10 protein-coding genes and 1 pseudogene are annotated in these 23,532 nt (G+C 69.8%); 5 read left to right on the forward strand and 6 right to left on the reverse strand.

The features are described from left to right. Positions 1-78: 78 nt before the first annotated feature. The 3 genes and pseudogenes from SY2F82_RS28015 to SY2F82_RS39155 all read left to right on the forward strand — a co-directional run. Positions 79-1,254, forward strand: coding sequence for a glutathione-independent formaldehyde dehydrogenase (locus SY2F82_RS28015; RefSeq protein ID WP_200421932.1), 1,176 nt, complete (start codon positions 79-81; stop codon positions 1,252-1,254). A gap of 301 nt (positions 1,255-1,555) precedes the next feature. After that, on the forward strand, positions 1,556-3,733 hold the full coding sequence (locus tag SY2F82_RS28020) for an FUSC family protein (protein ID WP_200421933.1): 2,178 nt from the start codon (positions 1,556-1,558) through the stop codon (positions 3,731-3,733). A gap of 62 nt (positions 3,734-3,795) precedes the next feature. Next, positions 3,796-4,006 (forward strand): annotated as a pseudogene (locus tag SY2F82_RS39155) (short-chain dehydrogenase); the annotation flags it as partial. A 161-nt stretch (positions 4,007-4,167) separates the two neighbouring features. Here the strand turns inward: SY2F82_RS39155 and SY2F82_RS28025 are convergent. The 4 genes from SY2F82_RS28025 to SY2F82_RS28040 form a co-directional block, all read right to left on the reverse strand. Next, entirely contained in the window at positions 4,168-5,592 is a 1,425-nt protein-coding gene (locus SY2F82_RS28025) for an aldehyde dehydrogenase family protein (RefSeq protein WP_200421934.1), read from the reverse strand. Further along, entirely contained in the window at positions 5,589-6,467 is an 879-nt protein-coding gene (locus SY2F82_RS28030; protein WP_200421935.1) for an SDR family NAD(P)-dependent oxidoreductase, read from the reverse strand. Before SY2F82_RS28030 ends, SY2F82_RS28025 begins: the two co-directional genes overlap by 4 nt. After that, entirely contained in the window at positions 6,464-7,810 is a 1,347-nt protein-coding gene (locus SY2F82_RS28035; protein WP_200421936.1) for an NAD(P)/FAD-dependent oxidoreductase, read from the reverse strand. Before SY2F82_RS28035 ends, SY2F82_RS28030 begins: the two co-directional genes overlap by 4 nt. A gap of 239 nt (positions 7,811-8,049) precedes the next feature. Further along, a complete protein-coding gene (locus SY2F82_RS28040) occupies positions 8,050-9,252 on the reverse strand; it encodes an MFS transporter (RefSeq protein WP_200421937.1) in 1,203 nt (400 codons plus the stop codon). A 209-nt stretch (positions 9,253-9,461) separates the two neighbouring features. On the opposite strand from SY2F82_RS28040, the gene SY2F82_RS28045 reads away from it, so the two are divergent. Next, on the forward strand, positions 9,462-10,550 hold the full coding sequence (locus SY2F82_RS28045; protein WP_200421938.1) for an AraC family transcriptional regulator: 1,089 nt from the start codon (positions 9,462-9,464) through the stop codon (positions 10,548-10,550). A 195-nt stretch (positions 10,551-10,745) separates the two neighbouring features. Here SY2F82_RS28045 and SY2F82_RS28050 read toward each other — a convergent pair whose 3' ends face one another. Together SY2F82_RS28050 and SY2F82_RS39560 are read right to left on the reverse strand one after the other, a co-directional pair. Beyond that, entirely contained in the window at positions 10,746-11,240 is a 495-nt protein-coding gene (locus SY2F82_RS28050) for a hypothetical protein (RefSeq protein WP_200421939.1), read from the reverse strand. Further along, complete coding sequence (locus tag SY2F82_RS39560; protein ID WP_200421940.1) at positions 11,240-20,941, reverse strand: polymorphic toxin-type HINT domain-containing protein; 9,702 nt, start codon at positions 20,939-20,941, stop codon at positions 11,240-11,242. The genes SY2F82_RS28050 and SY2F82_RS39560 overlap by 1 nt, the downstream gene beginning before the upstream one ends. A gap of 468 nt (positions 20,942-21,409) precedes the next feature. On the opposite strand from SY2F82_RS39560, the gene SY2F82_RS28060 reads away from it, so the two are divergent. Continuing rightward, positions 21,410-23,377: a tachylectin-related carbohydrate-binding protein gene (locus tag SY2F82_RS28060; protein WP_200421941.1), complete on the forward strand. Its 1,968-nt coding sequence runs from the start codon at positions 21,410-21,412 to the stop codon at positions 23,375-23,377. The last annotated feature ends 155 nt before the right edge of the window (positions 23,378-23,532 follow it).

Raw genomic sequence — 23,532 nt, forward strand, 5'->3', positions numbered from 1 at the left:
GCCGTCGCAGCATTCCGAGAGTCAGGCTCCTTGCGCCCTCTCCATCTCCGCCATGCCGCGACATCAAGGGAAGTCACCATGAAAGCAGCGGTATATGAAGGACCGCGAACGGTCACAGTGAAGGACGTACCGGACGCGAAGATCGAACACCCCTGCGACATCATCGTCAAGATCACCACCACCAACATCTGCGGTTCGGACCTGCACATGTACGAGGGCCGCACCTCGTTCGAGTCCGGCCGCACCCTGGGGCACGAGAACATGGGCCAGGTCGTGGAGGTCGGACCGGCCGTCCGCAAGGTCCAGGTCGGCGAGTACGTGGTCCTGCCCTTCAACATCGCCTGCGGCTTCTGCAAGCAGTGCGAGCAGGGTCTGACCAACTACTGCCTGACCATGCAGCCGGAACCCGCCCTCGCGGGAGCCGCCTACGGATTCGCCGACATGGGCCCCTACCAGGGCGGCCAGGCGGAACTGCTGCGCGTGCCCTACGGCGACTTCAACGCGCTGCGTCTGGGCGAGGACGCCGCCGAGCGGCAGACCGACTACGTGATGCTCGCCGACATCTTTCCCACCGGCTACCACGCCACCGAGATGGCCCACGTCAAACCGGGCGACCAGACCATCGTCTTCGGGGCCGGTCCCGTCGGGCTGATGGCGACCTACTCCGCCCTCCTCAAGGGCGCCGGCCGCGTCTGGACGGTCGACCACCAGCCCGACCGGCTGCGCAAGGCGGAGGAGATCGGGGCCATCCCGATCAACACCGCCGAGCAGAACCCTGCGGAGGTCGTCAAGGAGGCCACCCTCGGTCTGGGCGCCGACAACGGCTGCGAATGCGTCGGCTACCAGGCACACGATCCCCAGGGACACGAGGACGCCAGCCTCACGCTCAACGGCCTGATCGACTCGGTCAGGTTCACCGGCGACATCGGCGTGGTGGGCGTGTTCCTGCCCCAGGACCCCGGCGGCGCGGAGGCCCAGGGCGAGCTGGAGGCCCAGGGCAAGGTGCCGATCGACTTCGGGAAGATGTGGTTCAAGGGCCAGCACATGGGCACCGGGCAGGCTCCGGTGAAGAAGTACAACCGCGCCCTGCGGGATCTGATCGCCGGCGGGAAGGCGAAGCCGAGCTTCGTCGTCTCCCACGAGCTCAGCCTGGACGAGGCCCCCACCGCCTACGAGCACTTCGACGCCCGTGACGAGGGCTGGACCAAGGTGGTCCTGCATCCCAACGGACACGGCAACGGCCACAAGCGGTAAGAGATCCGGTGCCGCCGTGCCCCCTGCTTCCCTCGGACCGGGGGTGGCGATCTGCCCGTCCGCCGGACGGGGCTGGGGGCAATCGCCGCGCTCCGGCCGGACCTGAACCAACAACGATTGCCCGCGCTCCGGCCTGGAGGACGGACGGCGGACGCTCAGCAGTGTCCGCAGTGGCAGCACCACCTCCAGCGGCTGCGGCCGCCAGCCAGCGGGCCGTGGGGGAGGCTTCCTTGCACGAGGGCTGCCGCACCTCAACCAGGCCGACGCGACCCGGCAGGGCGTTCCGGCCAGGCGGACACCTGTGACGTGGCTGCGGGCCTTCGGGGAGGTCGTGCGATCCGGGCTCAAGATCGAGGAGACGCGGCTGGAGCCCCTGCTCGCGCTGCGCGCGGCCGCTGGGGTGGCGATCGTCGTCGGGCCGGCGCTGTGGCTGGTCTCCCCTGCGTATGCCGCGTCCGCCGCCCTCGGCGCCTACTCCGCGGGTGGGGCCACCTTCCAGCGCAGCTGGCGTCCACGCAAGGTGGTCGCGCTCGGCGCGGGCGCAGGTCTGGCGCTCAGCACCTTCGTGGGCTACCTGGCGGCGGGGCGATTCGTGACGTTCCTGCCGCTGCTGGCCGTATGGGCCTTTGCCGCGGGAATGGCGTGGGCCGTCGGATCGACTGCTGGGATCGTCGCAGCGACGACCGTGGGCAGCATGATGGTGACCATCACCTTGCCCACGAGCATCGGGCGAGCCCTGGAGCACGCCGGGATCATCGCACTCGGGGGCGTGACGCAGGCCGTGCTGATCTTGCTGTTCCCGATCCGGCGTTGGGGCGCGCATCGTGACGCGCTCGCCGACGCTCTGGCCGCAGTGGCGGACTACGCCCGCCGGTTGCGGCACGACCCGACCGCCCCGTTCGACCCGGAGCCGTTGATGACGGCCCGGGACGCGGCTGCCGTGACGCCGTCACAGGCCCGCACCCGTCCCCCCGTCCTGCACGGCCCCCGGGGACTCGCCGAGCGCATACGGCCGGTGGTCGCGGCGCTCGCCGACCCGGACGTGGGCGCCCCGGCGGAGGGACCCGGGCGGGACCGCGCGCGGGAGTTGCTCGACGCGGCCGCCGACGTCCTGGATGCGGCCGCTCGTTCGATCCGACGCGGCACTCCCGCCGAGGTGCGGCCCGGGAGCATGGACGTCCTGCGCGTCGACGAGGAGCACGAGGTGCTGGAGGGCCCCGCGCGGCAAGCCGCCGAGCGGCTCGTGGAACTGCTCGGCGAGGCGTTGGAGATCGCCGGGTGCGGCTGCGCGCCCGGGAGGACGCCCACGCCGCCCGGCCTCGCCGGCGCCCAGTTTTTGATGCGCCCGACCATGCTCCGGTTGGTCCCGGTCCTCGTCCGGACGGTCCGCCGTGAACTCCGCCGGGACTCGCCCATATTCCGGCACGCCGTCCGCCTGGCGGCGGTGGCCACGCTCGGCTATCTGATCGCCGCCCGGCTACCCCTGGGCCACGGCTACTGGGCACCCATCGCCTCGGTGATGGTGATGCGGCCGGACTTCCACCGGACGTACGCGCGTGCGGTGGCCCGTCTCGCCGGGACCCTGGCGGGGGTCGCGCTCGCCACCGGCATGGTGCGGGCCCTGGGCCCGGGCGCCCACGTGTCCGGCGCGCTGGCGGTGGTCTCGGCGGGCCTGTCGTACACGCTGATCCGGACCGGCTACGCCTACTCCCAGTGTTTCACTGCCGCGTACGTCGTCTTCCTGCTCGGCATGGGCGGCCAGGCATGGGAGCAGACGGTCCCCGAGCGGGTGGTCCTCACCCTGCTCGGCGGGGCCCTGGCGATGCTGGCGTACGTGGTGTTCCCCGCATGGGAGACGCCCAAGCTGCCGGGCCGACTTGCGGACTGGCTCGCTGCCAATGGCCGCTATGCGGCCGCGGTGCTCCGCAGCTACGCCGAACCGACCCGGGAGCATCACGCCGACATGCGCAGGGCACTGCTCGCAAGCAGGGAGGCACGTGCCGCCTGGCAGGAGGCATACGACCGCGCGAGGCAGGAACCGGTCCGCCCCAGGGGTCTGACATCGCGCGAGGCGCAGGAGGCGCAGGAGGCGCTCAAGCGGTTCGGCCGGGCGGCGATGCTCATGGAGAGCCATGTACCGCGGGCCGACAGCCGTTTCATCCCCGAGGCGGAGCGGTTCGCCGAGGCCCTCGAGGCGGACACCGAGCAGGCGGCAGTCGCCGTGCGCGAGCACCGGAACCCGGACTGGGGGCGCGTGGAGGAGGCGCTCCACGCGTGGGAGGGCGCCGCCGTCGGCAACGGGAGCCCGGTCGTGCGGCGCGAGGCGGAACTGCAAAAACAGGCCTTGGAGGACCTCGCGACAGCCGTGAGCCGCACCCCCCTGGAACGGGACGTCGGCTCTGCTCGCGAGGAGCAGCGGGTGCGGGCGGCCCTGGCTGCGGAAGGTAACGGATCAGGGCCCGCGCATCGGGGTGGGTGACGGCGCGGCGACAGAGAGCGCCGCACCTCCTGGAACGGAAAGAGTCTCCCGGCCGCGTCGAGACCGCGGCGTCAGCGGGCCGCACAGTGACAGTGGGCAGCTTCGCGGCGCGGTCCGAGCGACTGGATTTCGGCGATCTGCAGGTGCTTCGGCTTCGAACTCGATCGCCGCCTGCGCCCCTTCGCCGGCACGGTGCTCAGTATGGTCGCCCACCCCGGCGGCGCACTGGACTCGCTCACCCCGTCCCGCCCACAGGCAGCGTCATCCGTGCCGTCCGTCCTCGCCCTGGAATGACCGAGTTCAGCTTCCGCGATCCGAGACGGGGGATGATGTGCACGATGGGCGGCGCAGGACATGTCCGGTCAGCCGTCGGCAGGTGTTTCACGACTCACACCGACCCGTCGCCAACCCCCCTGACGGATGATCAGCCCGAATCACCGGGTGCGGATCCAGACGGTCTTCTCCCGGGTCCACTGGTCGAAGGCGTTGGTCGATTTCTCCGCGCCTCCGAACCCGGACTGTTTCCAGCCGCCGAAGGGTGTGGTGATGTCGCCCTCGCTGTAGGAGTTGACGGAGACCACGCCGGCCTGGACGCCGCGTGCCAACCTGAGGGCGGTGTCGAGGTCGCGGGTCCATACCGAGGCGGCGAGTCCGTATTCGGTAGCGTTCGCCAGGTGGATCGCCTCGTCTTCGGAGGCGAAGGTCTGGACGGTGACGACGGGGCCGAACAGTTCCCTGGTGAGCACGTCGCTGCCTTCGGGCGCGTGGGTGATCACGGTGGGCGGGTAGTAGGCCCCACGCTGCGGCAGGCCGTGCGGCAGCCCTCCGGTGTGAATGCGGGCTCCACCGGCCCGGGCGGCTTCCACCGCCGCCGCGACCCGGTCGAAGGCCGCCCGGTCGATCAGTGGCCCCACCTGAGTGCGAGGGTCCGCGGGATCACCGATGACCAGGCGCTTCGCGGCGATCGTGAACCGCTCCAGCACCTCGTGGGCGATGCTGTGGTGGACCAGGACGCGGGAACCGGCCGTGCAGTTCTGCCCCATCGTCAGGAATGCGGCCTCGATCATGTGGTCGATGAGCTCGTCGCCGTAGGCGAGCGCGTCGGACATCAGCACCTGGGGGCTCTTTCCGCCCATCTCCAGACAGACGCGTTTGAAGTTGCTGTCGGCCGCGTCCTTGAGGATGCGGCGCCCGGTTTCGGTGGAGCCGGTGAACGAGAGAGCGCCCACGACGGGGCTGCGGGCCAGGGCTGCGCCGGTGACGGAGCCGTGGCCGGTCAGGACCGTGAGGACCCCCTCGGGGAGGCCGGCCTCGGCGGCGAGTTCAGCCAGGTGCAGGGCCGAACGCGGGGTCGCCTCGGCGGGCTTGACCAGCAGGCAGTTGCCCGCGGCGAGGGCGGGACCGGCCTTCCACGCGGTCATGGCCAGCGGATAGTTCCAGGGCAGGATCGCCGCCACCACGCCGATCGGCTCCCGAGTCATCAGGCCCAGGCTGTCGTGTCCGGTTCCGGGTGCGATCCTGCCGAACACTTTGTCAGCCGCTTCGGCGAACCAGCGGATCGACTCGACGGCGCCGGGCACATCGCCGGTGAGGCACTCCGTGATCGGCTTTCCGGCGTCCTCGCTGTCCAGCCGGGCCAGAATCCCGGTGTCGCGTTCCATCAGGTCGGCGAGCCGCAGCAGCACCGCGGCGCGTTCCCGGACCGGCAGCTGCGACCACACGCCGGATGCGAGGACCTGCTCGGCCCGCTCGGCCGCCTTGGCGACGTCTTCCGCGCTCGTGGCGGGCACAGTGGTGATCAGCTCCCCGGTGGCCGGGTTGACGACCTTCAGCGTGGCGGGGCTCTCGGCTGCGGTCATTTCTCCTCCACCAGTTCCCAGCGTCCGTCGACCCGCCGGGCCAGTCCCCGGCGGCGCAGATCCTCGAGATAGCGGGCCATGCCGCGCTCCCCCCTCTGCCGGAACAACGGGAACACCTTCGGCAACAGGTTCGGCGCCAGCATCGCGAGCCGGACCAGACGGGACTCTCCGGTCCGGGGGTATGCCTCCAGACGGGGCTTGTCGAGCAGGGCCACCACGGCCGCCACGACGTCGGCGGGCTGCTGTGGCGGGTCCTGGAACTGCATGGAGTTCCCGCCGTCCACGGCTTCCTGGCGCAACATGCGGGTGTCGGTCGCCGACGGCAGCACCGATCCGGCCAGGATGCCCTTGCTCCTCAGGTCGAGCCCGATGGCGAGCATCGCCCCGCGCAGCCCGAACTTCGAGGCCGTGTAGATCGGAGTCTCGCCCAGCGGGAAGATCCCGCCGAGGGAGACGGTGGTGACCACGCGGGCGTCCAGGGACGCCCGCAGCAGCGGGATCGCGATCCTGGTGGCGACCAGTGGCGAGATCAGGTTGAGGGTGATCTCCTTCTCGATGCTCTCGACGCTGCGCACGTCGAAGCGTTCGGCGCTGGTCATTCCGACGTTGTTGACGAGCACGTCGAGGCGGCCGTACGCGTGGGCGACCTGATCGAAGAGGTGCTCCACCTGTGCCCGGTCCACCAGGTCGCAGCCGATGGCTGTGTGTCCGGCGCCGGGAAGCTCGGCGGCGACCTGCTTGGCACGGGCACCGTCGATGTCGACGACCACGCAGCGGGCGCCCCCGGCGGCGAAGCGACGGCACATCGCGCTGCCGATCCCACCGGCGCCGCCGGTCACCAGCATGACCTTGTCATGGAAGTCGAAGCCGCTCATGACACCGTCTCCACGTCCCGCAGGGACCGCACGCGCGGCGGTCGGCCTTCGGTGCGCCAGCCCATCTCGGCCGCGATCCTGACGAGGTGCTTCACGAGGGCCCCGCTGTCGACGTAGCCGGTGTGCCGGGGCGAGTCGACGAACTTGATGCCGCCGGACAGGTCCGGGCGGTCGGTACGGATCATGCCCCCGAATCGCTCCGCGTTCGGCAGCCGGTGCCGTGCGTCGTGGATGTGCCCGGCGATCAGCTGGGCCTGGGTGTCGAAGAGCCGGTACGCGCCGGAGTTGGTCTCGACGAAGCCGACTCCGAACAGGCCCTGGTGCTCGCGGGAGAACGACGACAGGTACAGGTCGGGGTGCTGCTCGTCGCCGAAGTACTTCTGCGCGACCGGCACCTTGTGGACGTAACCGGTGGCCAGCAGGATCAGGTCGAAGTCGTCGCGGGTGCCGTCCGTGAAGTGGACCGTCCTGCCCTCGGTGCGGGCGATCCCCGGCTTGGCGGTGATGTCTCCGTGCTGGAGGTGGTGGAGCAGCATCGAGTTGATCGTGGGGTGGGTCTCGAACAGCTTGTGGTCCGGCTTCTGCAGGCCCAGGCGCGTCGGGTCGCCGTTGAGGATCCTCAGGAGGGTGCCGAAGACCCGCTGCGCCAGCCACATCGGCAGGTGCGGCCCGTCATTGGCGATGGTGTCCACCGGCCGGCCGAAGAGGTGCTTGGGGATGAACCAGTAGCCGCGGCGCATGCTGATCACCGCGTGGTCGGCGCTGCGGGCCGCGTCGCAGGCGATGTCGCAGCCGGAGTTCCCCGCTCCCACGACCAGGACCCGCTTGCCGCGCAGTTCCTCGGCGCTGCGGTAGCCGATCGTGTGGCGGACCTCGCCGGTGAAGTTCCCCGGCAGCTCCGGGATGTTGGGGTGCCACTGGGAACCCGTGCACACCACGACCTGGCTGTGCACGGTTCGCTCTCCGTCGGTCCGGGTGACCGCCCAGGTGCCGTCGGCGTTCTTCTCGACGCTTTCGACCTCGACACCGAACTGGATGCGCTCCGTCAGCTCGTAGGCGTCGGCGAAGGATTTCAGGTACGAGAGGATCTGCCGGTGCGGGGGATAGTCTGCGAATTCGTCGGGCATGGGAAATCCTCCGAAGCCCGAGAGAGTCTTGCTGGAAATGAAATGGGCCGACTCGTACATCGGGCTGCCAGGGTTGTCGATGTCCCAGATGCCTCCGGGCCCAGTGTGCCGCTCGAGATGCGTGTACGGCAGGTCCCGCTCCATCAGGGCTCTGGCGACCGCCAGCCCGGCAGGACCCGCTCCGATCACGCACGTGTCGTACTGAACATTTCCCATGAACCAGATCCTTCTTTCCAGCCGTTCACCGCCCCATTCCTGAAGGGCTGAAGGGAACTTATTCATCTGCAATGCAACGGAAAACGGTCCGTGCGGTCAGAGAGGGGGCTCGGGCGGCCAGATGCTCGCCGCCCACGCACCGACCACGCTGCCTGCGAGGCGTCCGGCTCCGGCTGCGGTGCGCGGGCGCGGGCGCGGTTTCGCGGGCTCGGCAGAACCCGGCAACGGCTGCGCGCGGCCTACGCCGTGAACCGGTGGTTGAAGGATCGTGCGGTCGCCAGGATCGCGAGGACCAGTGCGGCGGGGATCGCGTAGGCGAGTCGGAAGTGGCCGGTGGACCCGAGGACTCCGCTGGCTGCCCCGCCGGCGAGCACACCTGTGTAGTTGAAGACGTTCATACGGGCCAGGACCGCTTCGGCCGCCCCCGGTCGCAGACGTCCGGCGGACGCGAGGCACAGGGGGACGAGTGCGGAGACCCCCAGCCCGGTGCACGCGGCGGCCAGGACCGCGTACGGCCAGGCGGGGGCGGCTGCCAATCCCGCCAGCGCCGTGGCGGTGAGCAGAGTGGCGGCACGGACCACGGCCACGGGGCCGATCGTGCGTACGAGGTGGTCGGCGCAGGCCCGCCCGGTGACGGTGCCGATCTGATAGGCCGCGTAGGCCAGGGGGGCGATGGACAAGGCGGTGTCCAGTGTCTGGTGGAGATAGAGGGTCGACCACGACGAGACCGTGGAGTCGATGACATAAGCGACCAGGAGGACAAGGCCGAACGGGGCGAGTCTCACCCACAGTCCGCGACCGAGCACGACGGACTCCTCGTGGTCGGACACGGCGAACGTCGAGTCGGTGGGAAGCGCGTGAGAGCGGACGCTCAGGGCGAGGGCCAGGACGAGGCCGGCCTGTGCCGTCAGGGTGTACTCGGCGGACCAGCCGAGGTGAGCCGTGCCCGCCGTGAGGAGAGCGGCCGCGACGCCTGCTGCGCTCCAGGCGGCGTAGAAGGAGGCGAAGATGCTCCGGCCGTAGTGGCGTTCGACGGCCGCGGCCCGGGTGTTCGCCGACACGTCGATGCACCCGAGCGCCATGCCGAACAGCCCGTAGGCCACCGCGGCCAAGGCCCGGTCGGGAGCCCAGCCGATCAGCAGCAGAGCCGCGGCGGTCGCCACGACGGCGGCCCGCATGGCGGCGACCAGCCCCAGACGTCGGATCACGGCCAGTCCGGCGAAGCTGCCGACGCCCGCGCTCAGCGCGACGGCCACGACGAGCACGGTCATCGTCAGCGGAGAGAGCGCGAGACGCTCCTTGACAGCGGGCACCGTAGTGGACACCGCGGCCACCGATGCTCCCTGGGCGGCGAACACCGTCGCCACGACCCGTCGGGCCGCCGCAAGCGGGCTCCGGCGCACAGATCGTCGCCGAGCCGGCGTCTGAAGAGGTGCAGTCATGATGAGCCTTCGTTTCTTGGGCCCTCACGCCGGTATCCCGTGCGCCACGGACGGCTGGGCGGGCGGGTTTCCGCACAAGGTAGGGAGGGCGAAAAGGCCCGGTGCAGCGCGCCAGAGGCCGAAACAGGGGCTTCGGCGGCCACGCCCGCGACAGGCGAGGCCCGGCTGCTTACAGTGAAGCGAGAAACGCCCTGGTGAGAGGGAACGCGATGCCCGATGCTCCCGCCCCGGTCACTTCTCCTGGAACGAGCCGCAGCACCTCGGCCACCATCGCGCCGAACATCCTCCGTTACCTCGCCCGGGTCGCCGGCGAGTCCGGCGTCGACCTGCAGCCGCTGCTGACCCGGGTCGGGCTGGACCCGACGGTGATGGGCTCCGCCGCCCTGCGGGTCTCCTACCGGCAGGGCAGCGACGTCATCCGCCAGGCGGTGGAGCGGACCGGGGACGAGCACCTGGGGCTGCGCGTGGGCGCGGCGCAGCACCTGACCGCGTGGGGGCTGATCGGCTTGGCCATGATGGCTGCCGACACTCTCCAGGACGCCATCGAGGCCGGCGTGCGCTATCAGAACCTATCCGGGGCGATGACGGTGTGGTCGGCCCGCTGGGAGGACGCCGGCTACGTGTTGCGCGCCGATCTGCCGGACCCCGCACTGGATCCGACCGTCGCCGTCTTCCTGATCGAGGAGGCGTACTCCAGCGTCGTCACCCTCACCCGCCTGAGCGTCGGCGCCGCATTCGCCCCCCAGGCGGTCGAGTTCGCCTTCCCCGCCCCGCGCGACACGCGCCCGTTCGACGAACTGTTCCGCTGCCCACTGCGCTTCGACGCTGCAGGCAACCGCATGGTGATCCCCGCTCGGTGGGCCCGTGCGACCATGCCGGGGCGGGACCCCATCACCTGCGCGTCGGTGCTCGACGTGCTGGAGGAACAGATGGCGTCACGGCGCGACCAGCAGGACCTGCTCGAGGTGCTGGAAATCTCCATCGCGCAGAGCCTTCCCGCCGTCCCCTCTTTCCTCGAGCAGGCCCGCAGGCACGCGTCCAGCGAACGCACTCTGCGCCGTCGCCTGGCCGAGTGCGGCACCACCTACGAGGCGATCGTCGACGGGGTGCGCCGCGAGCAGGTCGAACAGCTGTTGCGACGATCGGAACTGACGCTCCGTGACATCACACGCCAGGCCGGCTTCGCCGACGTCAGTGCACTGCGGCGGGCGGTGCGCCGGTGGCACGGAGTGACCCCGCTCGAGTTGCGCACCGCACTGCTGGAGCGGGAGGTGCCCACCGGCCGACGCCACACGTGACGCCGTCGCCGAACGCCGACCGGCAGCGGAGACCTGCCCGGAGGCCGTACGGTCTTCGAAAGCCACCGCTCCCACCCGGCGCGCCCGCGTCGAACGGCTCGCCGAAGCACTCGCCGCTCTGGCCGCCACAGCATCGCCGAGAACTTCGACGTGTTCGAGTTCGAACCGTTAGACCGCCCTGGGCCACGGCCCTGCTCACCCCTGGCGAAGGCCCTCGGCCAGGGCGGAGCGGTAGTACTCCAGCCGGTCCGCGTCCTCGTCGACGAACTCGAGAATGTCGAACACAGCCTCGACGTCTCCGGACACGGCCTCCGCATACAGCACCAGGATGCCCTCACGCACCGCGGCTACGCACTCCTCCTCCAGATCGGGGCGACCGGCCTCGACCTCGCTTCGATGCGACTCCCCTGTCACGAGGAACTCCAGCATCCCCAGGAAGTGGCCCCTGACGGAGTCGTGCAGATCCTCCCCCAGCGCCGTGAGCATCACCGGCACGGCATGCGGGGCCACCTCGAAGAGCATGCTCTGCACCTCGAGGTGGTTCTCCAGCGTGTGCCCGATGGTCTCCTGCCTGCTGCGGGCTTCCAGGAGCCTGCTGAACGACTCCGCCAGATGCGCACCCGACTGCCCGCAGCCGCAGCGCAGTGCGGACCAGTCGTGGCGTCGCAGTTCCAGGATCGATGCCCTCATCACTGCCCAATCATCCATGGTCCCTTGGGGTCGTAGATGACACTGTGGACGAAGTTGTCAGCGGGATAGTTGCCCTGGCAGGTCGTGCAGATCTCCTTCTCCTGGAGAATCTTGCCGTTCCCGTCGTCGAAGTCCTCCCGCCGGATCGCCCTGGTGAAGACGACGTCGTCCGCGTCCCAGCCTGTGTGGTCGAGGATGTTCGGCTCGGCGCAGCTGCCGTTGCCCGAGCAGCCCACCGCGATGTCCCCCGTCTTCTTGTGCACGGCGGCCGTGTAGGTACGGGACTTGGCCTTGCCCGTCGCCCTTTCCGCCGCCTCGTACCGCAGACCGGTGGCTTCCGAGATACGGTCGTCCATGTTCCAGTTGCCCTGGGCCCGGTGGACCGTGATCGTGGGCTGGAACTTGCCCTTGTTGCCTCTGGTGCCCTTGCCCGCGGCGCAGTTGTGAACGAGGGTCGACGTCTCGCCCGCCGCCACGTAGTACGTGTGCGCCGTGTCGACCGTCAGGTTGTAGACCGCCGCCTGTTGCGTCCATGCGCTGACCGCTTCGACCTGGACCCAGGTACCGGAACCCGTCTGGAGCCACTGGCCGGGCTTCAGCTCGCCGGCCTTCAGCCACTTCTTCAGGTCCGGGACCCAGAAGGGGTGGCCCGCGGTCGCCGTGACGGTGTCCGTCGCGTGGCCCTTGTCGCCGTCCGTGTCGATCGTGAGCTTGACGAGGTTCTTCGTGCCCTTGCCCTTGATCGTGTCGGTGACCTTCTCCTTCGAGGTCTTGCCGGTCGTCGGGTCGGTGGCGAGGACCTCGTCGCCCTCCTCGACCTTCTCGATCGGTTTGCGGCTGCCGTCCGCCATCACGACTTCCGTACCGGGTACGAAGCTGTTGCCGCTGGCGAGAGACGCCACGTCGCCGGCGGTCGAGACGCATTCCGCCACCGACTCGGCCTCTTCGAGGACCTTCTTGCCCTTCTCCGCCGCCTTCGCGATCTCGTCCGCGTACTTCGCCGCCTTCGCCGTCATCCGTCCGGCCTTCGCCGCCCGGACCGCCGCCGCGCCGGCGCCGCCGAGGACGATGCCGCCCACGGTCGCCGCCGCCCAGGCGCAGGACTCCATGTCGCCCGTGGTGACGCAGTTCTTGATGTCGTTGAAGCCGGTGACGTCGCCGACGATGTTGCCGACCGTCTTGACGTCGTCCCAGACCTCGCCCCAGTCGACCGCGTCCGAGACGCTCTCCACGACGCTCCCGACCTGCTTGACGACCTCGTCGCGGATGGCGTCCGCGGCCTTGGCTGCATCGGCGACCACCTGGACGGCCGCGCCGACGACGATCGCCGGAAGGTTCGGGTCGGCGGTGACGATCGCCTTGCCGACGGCGATCAGCGGCTTGGTGGCCGCGAGGATCGCCGGGATCGGGTTGTGCTGCGCCGCGAAGGAGGCCGCCTGCCTGGCCTTCTTCGTGATGTAGACCTTGGCCTGGTAGGCCGCCCTGGCGGCCTGTCTCGCCTTCTCACGGGCCCACTCGGTGATGCCCGTCTTCTGGCCGACCCACTTGACGGCGTTGACCGTGGCGTCGACGACCGTCTTCAGCCCCGACTTCCGGTACACCCAGCTGGCAGCCTTGCCGACGTAGCTCAGCGCCAGCTTGAACGCCGCCCCCGGGTTGTTCCACGCCCACTGCACGCCGTGCCAGACGGACTGGGCGGTCTTGGAGACCCAGTGCGCGCCCTGGCGGAGCTTCTTGCCCGTCCAGCTCACGGCCTTCTTGCACCAGCCGCAGCTCGGCCAGTGGCCGTCCGGGTCGGTGTAGTCCAGCGGGGCGCCGGCGCCGTAGGTGTAGCGGTTCGCCAGGATCGAGGCGCCGGAGCTGTAGATGTAGGAGTCCTGGGAGTCGAAGGTGCCCGTCCCCGGGTCGTACCAGCGGGACTGCATGTCGACCTGGTCGGTGTCCGGGTCGGTCCAGCCGCCCTGGTAACCCACGTTGCCGTGCATGTCGGCCGTGCCGAGCACCCGGCCGAACGGGTCGAAGGCCGTGGACTCGTCCAGGGCGGTGGCCGCGCCGTCCGCCGCGGACATGCTGCCGACGACGTCGCCGTGCTTGTCCTCCAGCGTCAGCCGGGCCGCACCTCCGCTCTCGGCGATCGACAGGAGTTCGTCCGCCGCGCCGCGGCCGTACGTGGAGTTCTGGTCCTTGACCGGGTCGGGTGCGAAGCCGGCGTAGGAGAAGTCCACGCCGTTGCGAGCCGCGACACGGTCCAGCGAGTCGTACGTGTACTGCGTTCCGGACTCGCCCGCCTTCACCAGCCGGTCGAAGGCGTCGAAGGTGAAGTCCTCCTTCAGACCGGAACTGGTGCGCGACGCGAGCGTGCCGCGTGAGGTGTAGTCGTACGTGTAGTCGCCGTCGGACAGCAGCCGGTTGCGCTCGTCGAAGGTGGCGGTCTTGCCGCCGTTCTTCACACGGTTGCCGCTGTCGTCCCAGCCGTACGCCGTCGTCGTGCCGCCGGCCGTCCAGGAGGTGAGGCGGCCGGCGTAGTCGTAACCGTAGGTGTTGGTCCCGGCCTTGGCGGTGCCCGTCGTGGTCTTCGACGTCAGCCGGTCGTCGGTGTCGTAGCCGTAGTCGGTCGACGCCATCGTCTGGCCGGCGCTGTTCTTCAGCGTGTCGGTGTCGAGCCGGCCCAGGTCGTCGTAGGTGAAGCTGCGGGACTGGCCCGCGCCGTAGTCGACCTTCTTGACCGCGCCCGATCCGTCGTAGGTGTAGCTCTGCCGCACACCGGTGAGCGGGTCGGTCGCCGAGGTGAGCTGCTGCTTGGCGTAGCTGAAGCTCGCGGTGCCGGCCGCGTCGGTGCGGCTGGTGAGCAGGCCGTCGCTGTCGTACTGGTACGTGGCGTCGCCGGACGGGCCGGTCGCCTTCAGCAGTGAGCCCCGGTCGTCGTACTCGTAGGTGTCGTCGCCCTTCGGTGAGGAGGCCTGGACCAGCCGGCCCGCCGGGTCGTACCGGAACCGCTTCTCGGGGGTCGTCACGTCGGCACCCGTGCCGGTCTCGCGAACCAGTTGCCCCGCCTTGTCGTACTCGCGCTCGCGGACCACGTTGCCCGGCGCGGTGAGCTTCACGGGCTCGCCGTCGGCGTCGTACGCGGTCGTCCAGGTACGGGCTGCCGGGGACGGGTCGCGATCGGTCGCCGGCTCGATCACCGACTCGGCGAGACCGAGCGTGTTGACGGTGTAGATCGTCGAGTTCCCGCGGCCGTCCGTGTAGCGGGTGCGGTTGCCGAGCGCGTCGTAGCCGAAGGACGTGGTGATGGACTTGGTGTCGGAGACCGGCTCGGTCTGGGTGGTCAGCCGGTTGAGGGCGTCGTACGTGTACGTCGTCGTACGGTTCAGCGGGTTGGTCGACGTGACCAGGTTGCCCGCCTTGTCGTAGGTGTAACTGACCTTGCGCAGCTGGCTGTTGGCCGGGTCCAGGTCCTGGTCCTGGACGAGCTGGCCGAGCTGGTCGTAGATCTTCGCGGAGGTGCGGCCCATGCCGTCCGTGCGGCGCACCTCGCGGCCCGAGGCGTCGTAGCCGAGCTGGGTGACGGCGCCGCTGGGCTCCTGCAGTCTGGTCAGCTGGCTGAGGCTGTCGTAGGTGAACTGGCTGACGGCGCCGCTCGGCGCGGTCTGCTTCACCACGTTGCCCGCGTCGTCGTACTCGTTGCGGGTGGTGAAGGCGCCGGGCTGCGGCTTGCGCTCGATCTGGGTGGTGGTGACCGGGCGGTCCAGGTCGTCGTAGGTCGTCTCGGCGCGGGCACCGCTGGGGTCCGTGACGGACAGCACCTCGCCGGTACGGGTGTACGTGTACTTCCACTGGCCCCGCTCGTCGCCCGTGCCGACGGGCACGTCCTTGACGGTGAGCCGGTTCTGGCGGTCGTACTGGAACTTGGTCACGCGGCCGAGCGGGTCGGTGCTCTCGGTGAGGTTGCCGAGCGCGTCGTAGGTGTTGGTGACGGTCGGGGCGACGGTCTGCGTGGAGCCCGGCGCGGTGTAGGAGGGCGCGGTCGCGGTGGTCACGCGGCCCAGCCGGTCGTAGGCGGTGCGGTTGACGTTCCCGAGCGCGTCGACCGACTCCGTGACCGCACCGAAGGTGTCGTAACCGGTGAAGGTGGTCGGCCGCGAGGTGGCGGGCGTGCCGCCGCCGGACTCGGTCTGCACGGCGGGCGCGGTGACGGAGACCGCCCGGCCCAGCTCGTCGTAGCCGTACTCGGTCTTGTTGCCCGCCGGGTCCGTCTTGGAGGTGGTGAGCCCGCGGTCGTCGTAGGTGTAGTCGGTGGTTCGCGAGTCGGTGCCGTTCTCGACCGTCTCGTGAAGGACGTTGCCCGCGTCGTCGTACTCGTAGCGGACGGAGTCGCCGCTGACGCTCACCGGCCAGGGGACGTTGGACGGGGAACCGCTGGAGGCGGTCGTCAGCACGTTGCCGGCGGGGTCGTAGGTGTACGTCGTGCGGCGCGCGAGTCCACCCGGGTCAACGACCTCGGACTTCACCCGGCCGACCGGGTCGTAGGTGTACTCGGTGACGAGCTTGCCGCCCGCGGTCGTCTCGGTGAGGACGTTGCCGGCGCCGTCGTAGGTGTCGGACTCCACGACGATGTCGCGCTTGGTGCCGTCGGGGTTGTGGAAGTCCTTGAGCGTGATCGACTTGACCAGGTCGTCGCCGTAGTACTGGTACATCAGCGAGCGGCCCATCGAGTCCGTGTGCCGGGCCAGCCGGCCGCCCATGTCGTAGGCGTACGACTGCAGGACGGTGTAGCTGTCGTCGCCGCCGTCGTCGTCCCAGTCGCGCAGCCGGGTCTCGGCCAGCATGTTGCGCGCGGTGTAGACGTAGTCGAAGTGGTTGCCGTTCGCGTCCACCATGGACGTCTTGTTGCCGAAGACGTCGTAGGTGTACGAGGTCTCGTTGCCCTCGGCGTCGGTGACCAGCTCAGGACGGCCGTGGTCGTCGAGGCCGAAGGTCATCACCCGCGCGGCGTCGCCGCCCAGCAGGTCGCTGATCTCGGTGCGCACCACGTTGCCGTCGGCGTCGTAGTCCGTGGTGGTCCGCTGCTGGTGCCTGCCGGAGGTGACGGCGTTGGTCGCCGCCGGGTCGGTGAGGGTGTGGACCCGGGAGAGCTTGTCGTAGGTGAACGTCGACGTCGTTCCGGCCGGCTGGGCGTCGGTGACGACGGTCTCGGTGAGCTTGCGGCCCAGTGCGTCGTACGTGTACTTGGTGACGCCGCCGGACGGGTCGGTCACCCAGGCCAGGTCGCCGTTCTTGTAGTACTGGTAGCGGGTGATCTTGCCGCGTGGGTCGGCGGTGGTGAGCGGCAGGCCGGTGGGCGTGTTGCCGCCCCCGATGGCCGGCTCGGTACCGGTCGTGTACGTGTTTCTGGCCGTGCCGCCGTCGGGTGCCGTCTGGGTGAGCAACGCACCGCTGGTGTTGTACGTGTACTTGGTGAGGTAGCGGTTGTCGGTGGGGCCGGTCGAACGGCCGTCCCGGGTCTCGGACGGCTGGTCGGCCCGCAGGTCGAAGTCGCCGCTCGGCGTCGGGTAGGTGGTGTACGAGGTCTGGCAGTCGCCGGCCGAACGGCAGGTCGTCCGGCTGGTCACGTTGCCGCGGTCGTCGTAGCCGAGGGTGACCTTGTCGCCGTTCTCGCTGGTGATCCCGGTCTGGAAGCCGTTGTCGTCGTACTCGAAGGAGCGGATGGCGACGCCGTCGACCGGGTAGCGGATGAAGTCCGGGCCGTCGCCGCCGTTACCGGGCGGATTGGTGCAGAAGGCCGGGTCGCCCGGGTCGGGCTGGGTACAGACCTGCCCGGGGTCGGTCGGCGACGGGGACGGGGCCTTGGTGACGGACTCCCGGGCGCCGAGCGCCATCGGCTCGCCGTAGCGCAGCAGCCGCGAGGACAGCCCGTCGTACTCGTAGAAGTACGGGGCGTCCATCGGGTCGCGCACCTCGACGGTGCGGCGCAGGTCCTTGTCGTTGCCGAAGACAGCGGGCGTGCCGATCTTCCACGTGCCGCCGTTGCGGTCGGTGTACTCCTGGACGCGGTCGCGGTTGGTGTCGTACTGGACCTCGGAGGCGATGCGGCCGCTGGGCAGCGTCGTCTTCGTCAGGACGTCGGCGGTGCGTCCGCCCTCGCGGTAGTGGGCGGTGACGGCCGCCGTGCCCAGCGGGTGGTGGTAGACGGCGACGTCGTCGACGGTGCCCGCGAAGGACTTGGCGGCGGTGGAGCCCCAGCCCGGCCAGGAGGCGGGGGTGGTGGCGTAGGCGGCGCCGATCTGGTTGTAGGTGAGGTTGGTCTGCAGCGGCTGCTTGCCCGTGAGGGTCCCGGAGAGCTTGCCGTCCAGATAGAGGCTCTGGGTGGAGCCGGACATCGACAGCGCCGCGTGGTGCCACTGGCCGTCGTTGACGTTCTTGGTCATGTCGGTGATCGGCCCGGCGGTGCCGGTCCAGAACTGGCCGCGGAGCTTTCCGTCGGTGCCGACGTACAGCATCGGGACACCGGTGCCGGGCGTGGTGCCCCAGGCCTTGTCCTGGTACCCGACGAGCGGGCCGCCGACGCCGCCCGCGATCGTCTTGAACCACACCTCGACCGCTGCGTCACGGCTCTTCTTCAGCGTGCCGGCGGGCAGGTCGACGCGTGAGGTGGTGCCGTTGAAGGACGCGGCGGTGCCGGGGTCGCCGGTGATCGCACCGGCGGCCTTCAGGGTGACGTTCTGGTAGGTGCCGCGGTCCTTGCCGAGGTTGGCCTCGTTGGCGCTGTTCGCCGCGGTGCCCTCCTCCTCGCCCAGGCGCCAGTAGGACTCGGGGCGGGAGTCGAGCACGGTGGTGGCGTAGTGGCTGCCGGTGCCGTAGCCGTACTGGGTGCAGCCGTTCAGCGGGTCGCAGACCTTGTCGAGCAGATCGCCGGTGTAGCTGTACGTCCAGGTCAGCGGGGCACCGTCGACGGGGGTCGTCTGGACCCTGGTGACGTGCGCGCCGGTCCAGGTGAAGGTCAGCGAGCGGGAGGTGCGGTTGTTCGTGGCGGTCGCGAGCTTGCCGGCGCTGTAGGTGTAGGTGACCGAGTTGGAGTACGCGTCGGTGATCTTGGCCAGGAGACCGGTCGTGCTGAAGTCGTACGTCGTACCGGACTTGTCCTGCAGCGCGTAGGTGTCGGCCGTGGAGTCGAAGGTCAGCTTGGCGAAGCGGCCGGGCGGCGGGGCGTACGTCCCGTCGGCGTTCTTGCCGAAGCGGACGTCCTGGCCGTCGGGGTAGCGGATGACGACGTTGCCACTGCCGTCGTCGTCCGGCGTGAGCCGCATGTCGAAGCGCGTCGTCCAGCCGGCGCCGAAGGCGAGGTCACGCCGCGGGTCGAGGCTGTTGTAGGTACGGATGAGCGTCAGGTCGGGACCGACGCCGGCGAGGGACGCGTCGGTCGCGCTGGAGGTGAAGTTGCCGACGTTGGGGTCGAACTCCTTGCCCTGTGCCTGAGAGAGCCGCGAGGTGATCTCGGGCTGCGGAACGGCGGCGACCAGCGCCACCTGCTGGGTGGGCACCTCGTTGGACGCGTCCTTGACGAAGCCGCGCCACAGATAGGTCTTGCCCCACTTCAGCCGGCCGGAGGGCACCGGGTAGGCCGAGCTCGTCTGGTAGGCGGAGGTCGTGCAGGCGGTCGGCTTGCCGTCCTTGTCCGCCTCGCAGATCTCGAACTTGTACTGGAGCGAGGAGCCGGGGGGCGCGTCGATGTCGACGCCGGCCGCCCACAGCTGCGGGGTCAGGGTCTGGGCCTGGTAGCCGTTGGGCGGGAACTGCTCCTTGACCACCGGCGCGATGTCGAAGACCTGGATGGTCAGCCGGCCCGGCGGCACCTGCTCGTCGGTGAAGACCTTGCCGCCCTGACGCACCATCGTGAAGTCGAGCATGTAGACGCCCGGCGGGAGCGCCTTGATGGTGGCGTCGACCGTCGCCTTGGCACCGTGGGCCACGTTGCCGGTGAGGTTGCCCGCACGCTGCTGCGTGACCAGCTTGCCCTTCTTGTCGTAGGCGCGGTAGGCGAGGTAGTAGGTGGACGGTGTCCAGGTCTCGGCGCCCTTGTTGGTGACGGCGACCTTGACCTGCCCGGCCTGGTTCTGCAGTACCGGCGGGTCGGGGACGGGCTTGGGGAAGCTGTAGGAGGCGTTGTACGGGGAGTGCGTGACGTACAGCTTGGGCGGGTTGGCCGAGGCGTGGCCGGTGAACTTCTTGAACGCGAGCGAGTCGGTGGCCGAGGCCCGCAGGGACAGGCCGTAGTTGGCCTGGGTGCCGTTGACCCAGCGCTGCACCAGGTCGCGGCCGCCCTTGCCGAGGTCGAACAGCTCACCGGCGGTGGGGCAGGCGGACTTCGACTGGCCGAAGCCTATGTAGCCGTAGGCGAAGGACTTCGACGCGAGGGCGCCGCCGACCGAGGGGCCGGGGTAGGCGGTGCCGGTGCCGGCGGTCCACGACTGGGTCACCGGGTGGACGGAGACGGAACGCGGCTTGCAGGAGGCCGAGTCGAAGTTCACGACCTGCAGCTGCACACCGAAGATCTGGTGGTACCTGAGCTCCTCGTCGAGGCCGGGGAAGCCGAGGTAGGCGGCGGAGGCGCCGTCCGGGCCCTTGCCGACCTGCAGTTCGCTGGAGCCGACGACGGAACCGCCGCTGCGGACCGTCATGGAGGTGGAGGCGGACGTGGTGTCGACGGAAGGGTCGATGTGGACGGGGTAGGCACGGGCGGGGTCGGCCAGCCAGTCCCGGTCGACGGTCATCTTCAGCGCCTGGCCGCCGTCCCGCTCGACGAGTTCGTACGACACGGCGTGTGAGACGGCGTGGGCGGCGTCCTCCATGAAGCCGGCCGGGATGGCGGCGCGGGCACGGCCCTTCGCGTCGGTCAGCAGAATCGATCCGCCGTCGGCTCGGGCGGTGAGGCCCTTGAGGTGGAGCGGGAAGAGGAAGCTGTTCGGGGCGGTGGCGGACTTCAGGACGAGGGTCTCCTTGACCCCGCCGGCGTGCGAGTCCAGCCAGAGGTCGGTCCCGGGGAACACCTGCTCGTAGGTGACGCGGGCACCGTCCGCGCTGCCCGCCACGGAGGCGGCGCCGCTCAGCCCGTACCCGAAGGACTCTCCGGACGGCAGGGTGACGGAGGCGAGCCGGCCGGCGTCGGCCCGGTCGGCGAAGCGCAGGGCCACGGAGTCGGCGGCGTTGGCCCAGCCGCCGTCGTCCTCGACGAGCGAGGTGTTGATGGTCCGCCAGACTCCGCGGCCGTCCCGATAGTTGATGGGGTCGGTGGAGATCTCGCTGGTGCGGGTGCCGTCCTCGTTGGCGTACGTACGGCTGCGGGCGTCGCGCTCCGAGACGATCTCTTTGCTCGTCCTGCGGTCGAAGCCCTTGATCTTCGCGGGGGCCGGGGCGGTGACCTCGACCGCGTTCTTCCGCGCCGCGGGCCGTGCGGCCGGCGGGCTCTTCAGCGGGTACTTGGCCCGCAGGGACCGCGGCGCGTCGTTGTTGCGCCCACCGCCCGCCAAATGGCTCAGCCCCTCGGCACTGCCCCAGCGCTGGCCGGGACCCTTGGCGGCGGCCGGCTCCTCGGGGAAGAGATGGATCCCGACGCCTGCGACGGCGAGCGAGCCGACGGCGATGACCGTTGCCACGGCGAGCGCGATGGCCTTGCCCCAGTGCGAACGCAGAAGCCTTGGCATGAGTAACGAGCGCGCAAGTGTCCGGTACGCCGGCACGGTCCCCCCACAGAACGAACGAATGAGCAGGGGAAGACTGTCGGATCGCCATGCCCATGTCGACTGGATGTCGAGACCATTCACCTTGGCGTGATCATTACGTGATCATTACCTTCGGAATCGACACGTGATTTTCCCGGGGAGCCCGCTGGTGGCGCCGGTTTCAGGGCGCAGGGCTCCACCGGGAGGCGACATGGGTTCTCCCTGGGGTTTCATTCGGCGTAAATGCTGCTGGAGTTCACGTGGCGTTCACTTGACGCTTCAGGGGGCGCCGAACCGCCCCCAGGTTGGTCGCCGAATTGATGTGCCGTCAATCTGCAGTGCAGGACTGACTGTTGAGACCATCCGTTTACCTTCAAGATTTTTATTGTAGATCTTTGTTCACCTGGTTGAAACGGCAGCGTTCACCGTCAGACTCTTAATGTCCATGTCATGAACCGGATTTCACCTCGCACACTCATCTCCGCCACTGCTCTGTCCACGGCCCTGGCGACCGCCCTTCCGCTCACCGGCGCACTGCCCTCCGCCCCCGCAGCGGCCGCCGTATCGCTGACCTGTGGCTCCAGCGGGGCCACCTACACGCTGGACTCCGCCGGCAAGCTCAGCAGAACCGACATGCCGGACCCGGCGGTCGGCAACGCCCTGCCCGCCGGCACCACCATCGACACCACCTGGACCGGCTACGGCCACATGCTCGCCGGCCCTGGTGCGACCTTCTACGGCATCAAGTCGGACGGGCTGTACTACAGCCACCGGATCAGCTCCAGCAACACCTGGGACGTCCACCACCGCAAGATCAGCTCCAGCTTCGCCCAGTTCAGGGCCGCCGACCGGATCGACGACATCACCGTCGACCGCGGCGGCTACATATGGACGCTCTCCGGTGCCACCAACGACCTGCGCTGGTACCGCTACGACGCGACCGCCAACGAGTTCGTCGAGGGCAGCGGCAAGATCGTCGACATGGGATGGAACTACGACGCGATCTACGCGGGCGACCGCGGTGTCATCTACGGCCGTGACGCGACCGACGGCAAGCTCTACCGCTCGCGCTACGACTACACCAGCCAGCGCTGGATCGAACGCCATGTGCTGGAGTCCGCCGCCGACTGGAGCGACACCAAGTTCATGCCGTCGTACGGCGGTGACACGCTGTTCCGCGTCAAGGGCGGCGGCGCGGTCGCGTACTACCGCTTCGACGAGGACACCCGCGACTGGCCCGTCTACAACAAGCAGGTCGAGGCGTCCGGCTGGGCCGGTTACGTCTCGGTGTCGGCGGGGCCCGACGTCTGCAAGCTCAACGTCAACCACACGCCCGCTGCGACGCCGGTGCCGCTGCAGTCGTACACCCCCAACTCGGTCATGCAGGCGTCCGACGGCAAGCTGGAGCTCGCCTACACCGACAACATCGGCCGCCTGGTCCACGGCCGCACCGACCCGGCCGACATCAACGGCGCCCAGTGGACGGTGATCTCCGGCCAGGAGGCCTTCACCGGCCGGCCCTCGCTGTCCGCGCACACCGACGGCCGCGTCGTCGTCACCGCCCACAACACCTCCGGCAGCGTCTGGCAACGCAACCAGACCGCCGTGAGCAGCGCCGACTGGGGCAACTGGATCGATCTGGCCGGCGCCATGCAACAGGACGCCGTCACCGGCAAGACCCCCACCGGTCTGATGACCCAGTTCGCCGTCGACGCGAGCGGCAAGCCCTGGTACCGCATCCAGCAGCGCGCCAACGTGGACTTCATGGGCTGGATGCCGCTCTCGGGCAGCGGCTTCACCGGCCCCCTCACCGCCGTCACCGTGCGCGACGGTATCCAGATCTTCGGCAGGAAGGCCGACGGCACCCTCTCCACCGCCCTGTTCAAGGAGGGAGGCACGCTCTCGGCGTGGACCGGAATGGGCACCCAGGCCATCACCGGCACGCCGTCCGTCATCGTCTACCCCGGCTACCGCATGCGTGTCTTCGCCACGGACGCGAGCGGCAACGTGGTCACCACCGCGCAGACCGCCGAGGGCGGGGCGTACGGAGCCTGGGAGACCCTCGCCGGCATCACCGCGCAGGGCTCCCCCAGCGCCGTGGTCTCCCCGCTGACCGGCCTCACCGAGGTCGTCGTCCGCGGCGCCGACGGCTACGTCCACAACACCGGCGAGACCGCACAGGGCAGCGGCGCCTGGCGCGCCTGGCAGCAGGTGAGCTTCGAAGCATCGGCCACCGAGCCGACCGCCTTCACCTACACCAACCCCACCGGTCCGACCTGGGCCTACACCTTCCGTACCGCCGACAACCAGACCCGCATCTACCAAGTCCAGCAGACCTCTTCGCTCAGCGCGATGCGCGCCGCGGCCGACGCGCCGGACTTCCAGGGCGGCAAGCTGCCCACCCCGCCGGCCAAGTGATCACACCGTAGAGGAGGCCGTGGCGGCCCGACGGCCGTCACGCCCCGCCTCCACCGCCGCCCGCTCCGCCCCGCCTCCTGCCGCGCTGTCGGCACCGGGACGGGGCGGGCCGGCGGCGGTCTGCTCACGGCCAGGTCCCCCGTCGCGGGTCCGCA

This window comes from Streptomyces sp. Y2F8-2, assembly GCF_014905555.1.
GTDB classification, from domain to species: domain Bacteria; phylum Actinomycetota; class Actinomycetes; order Streptomycetales; family Streptomycetaceae; genus Streptomyces; species Streptomyces cynarae.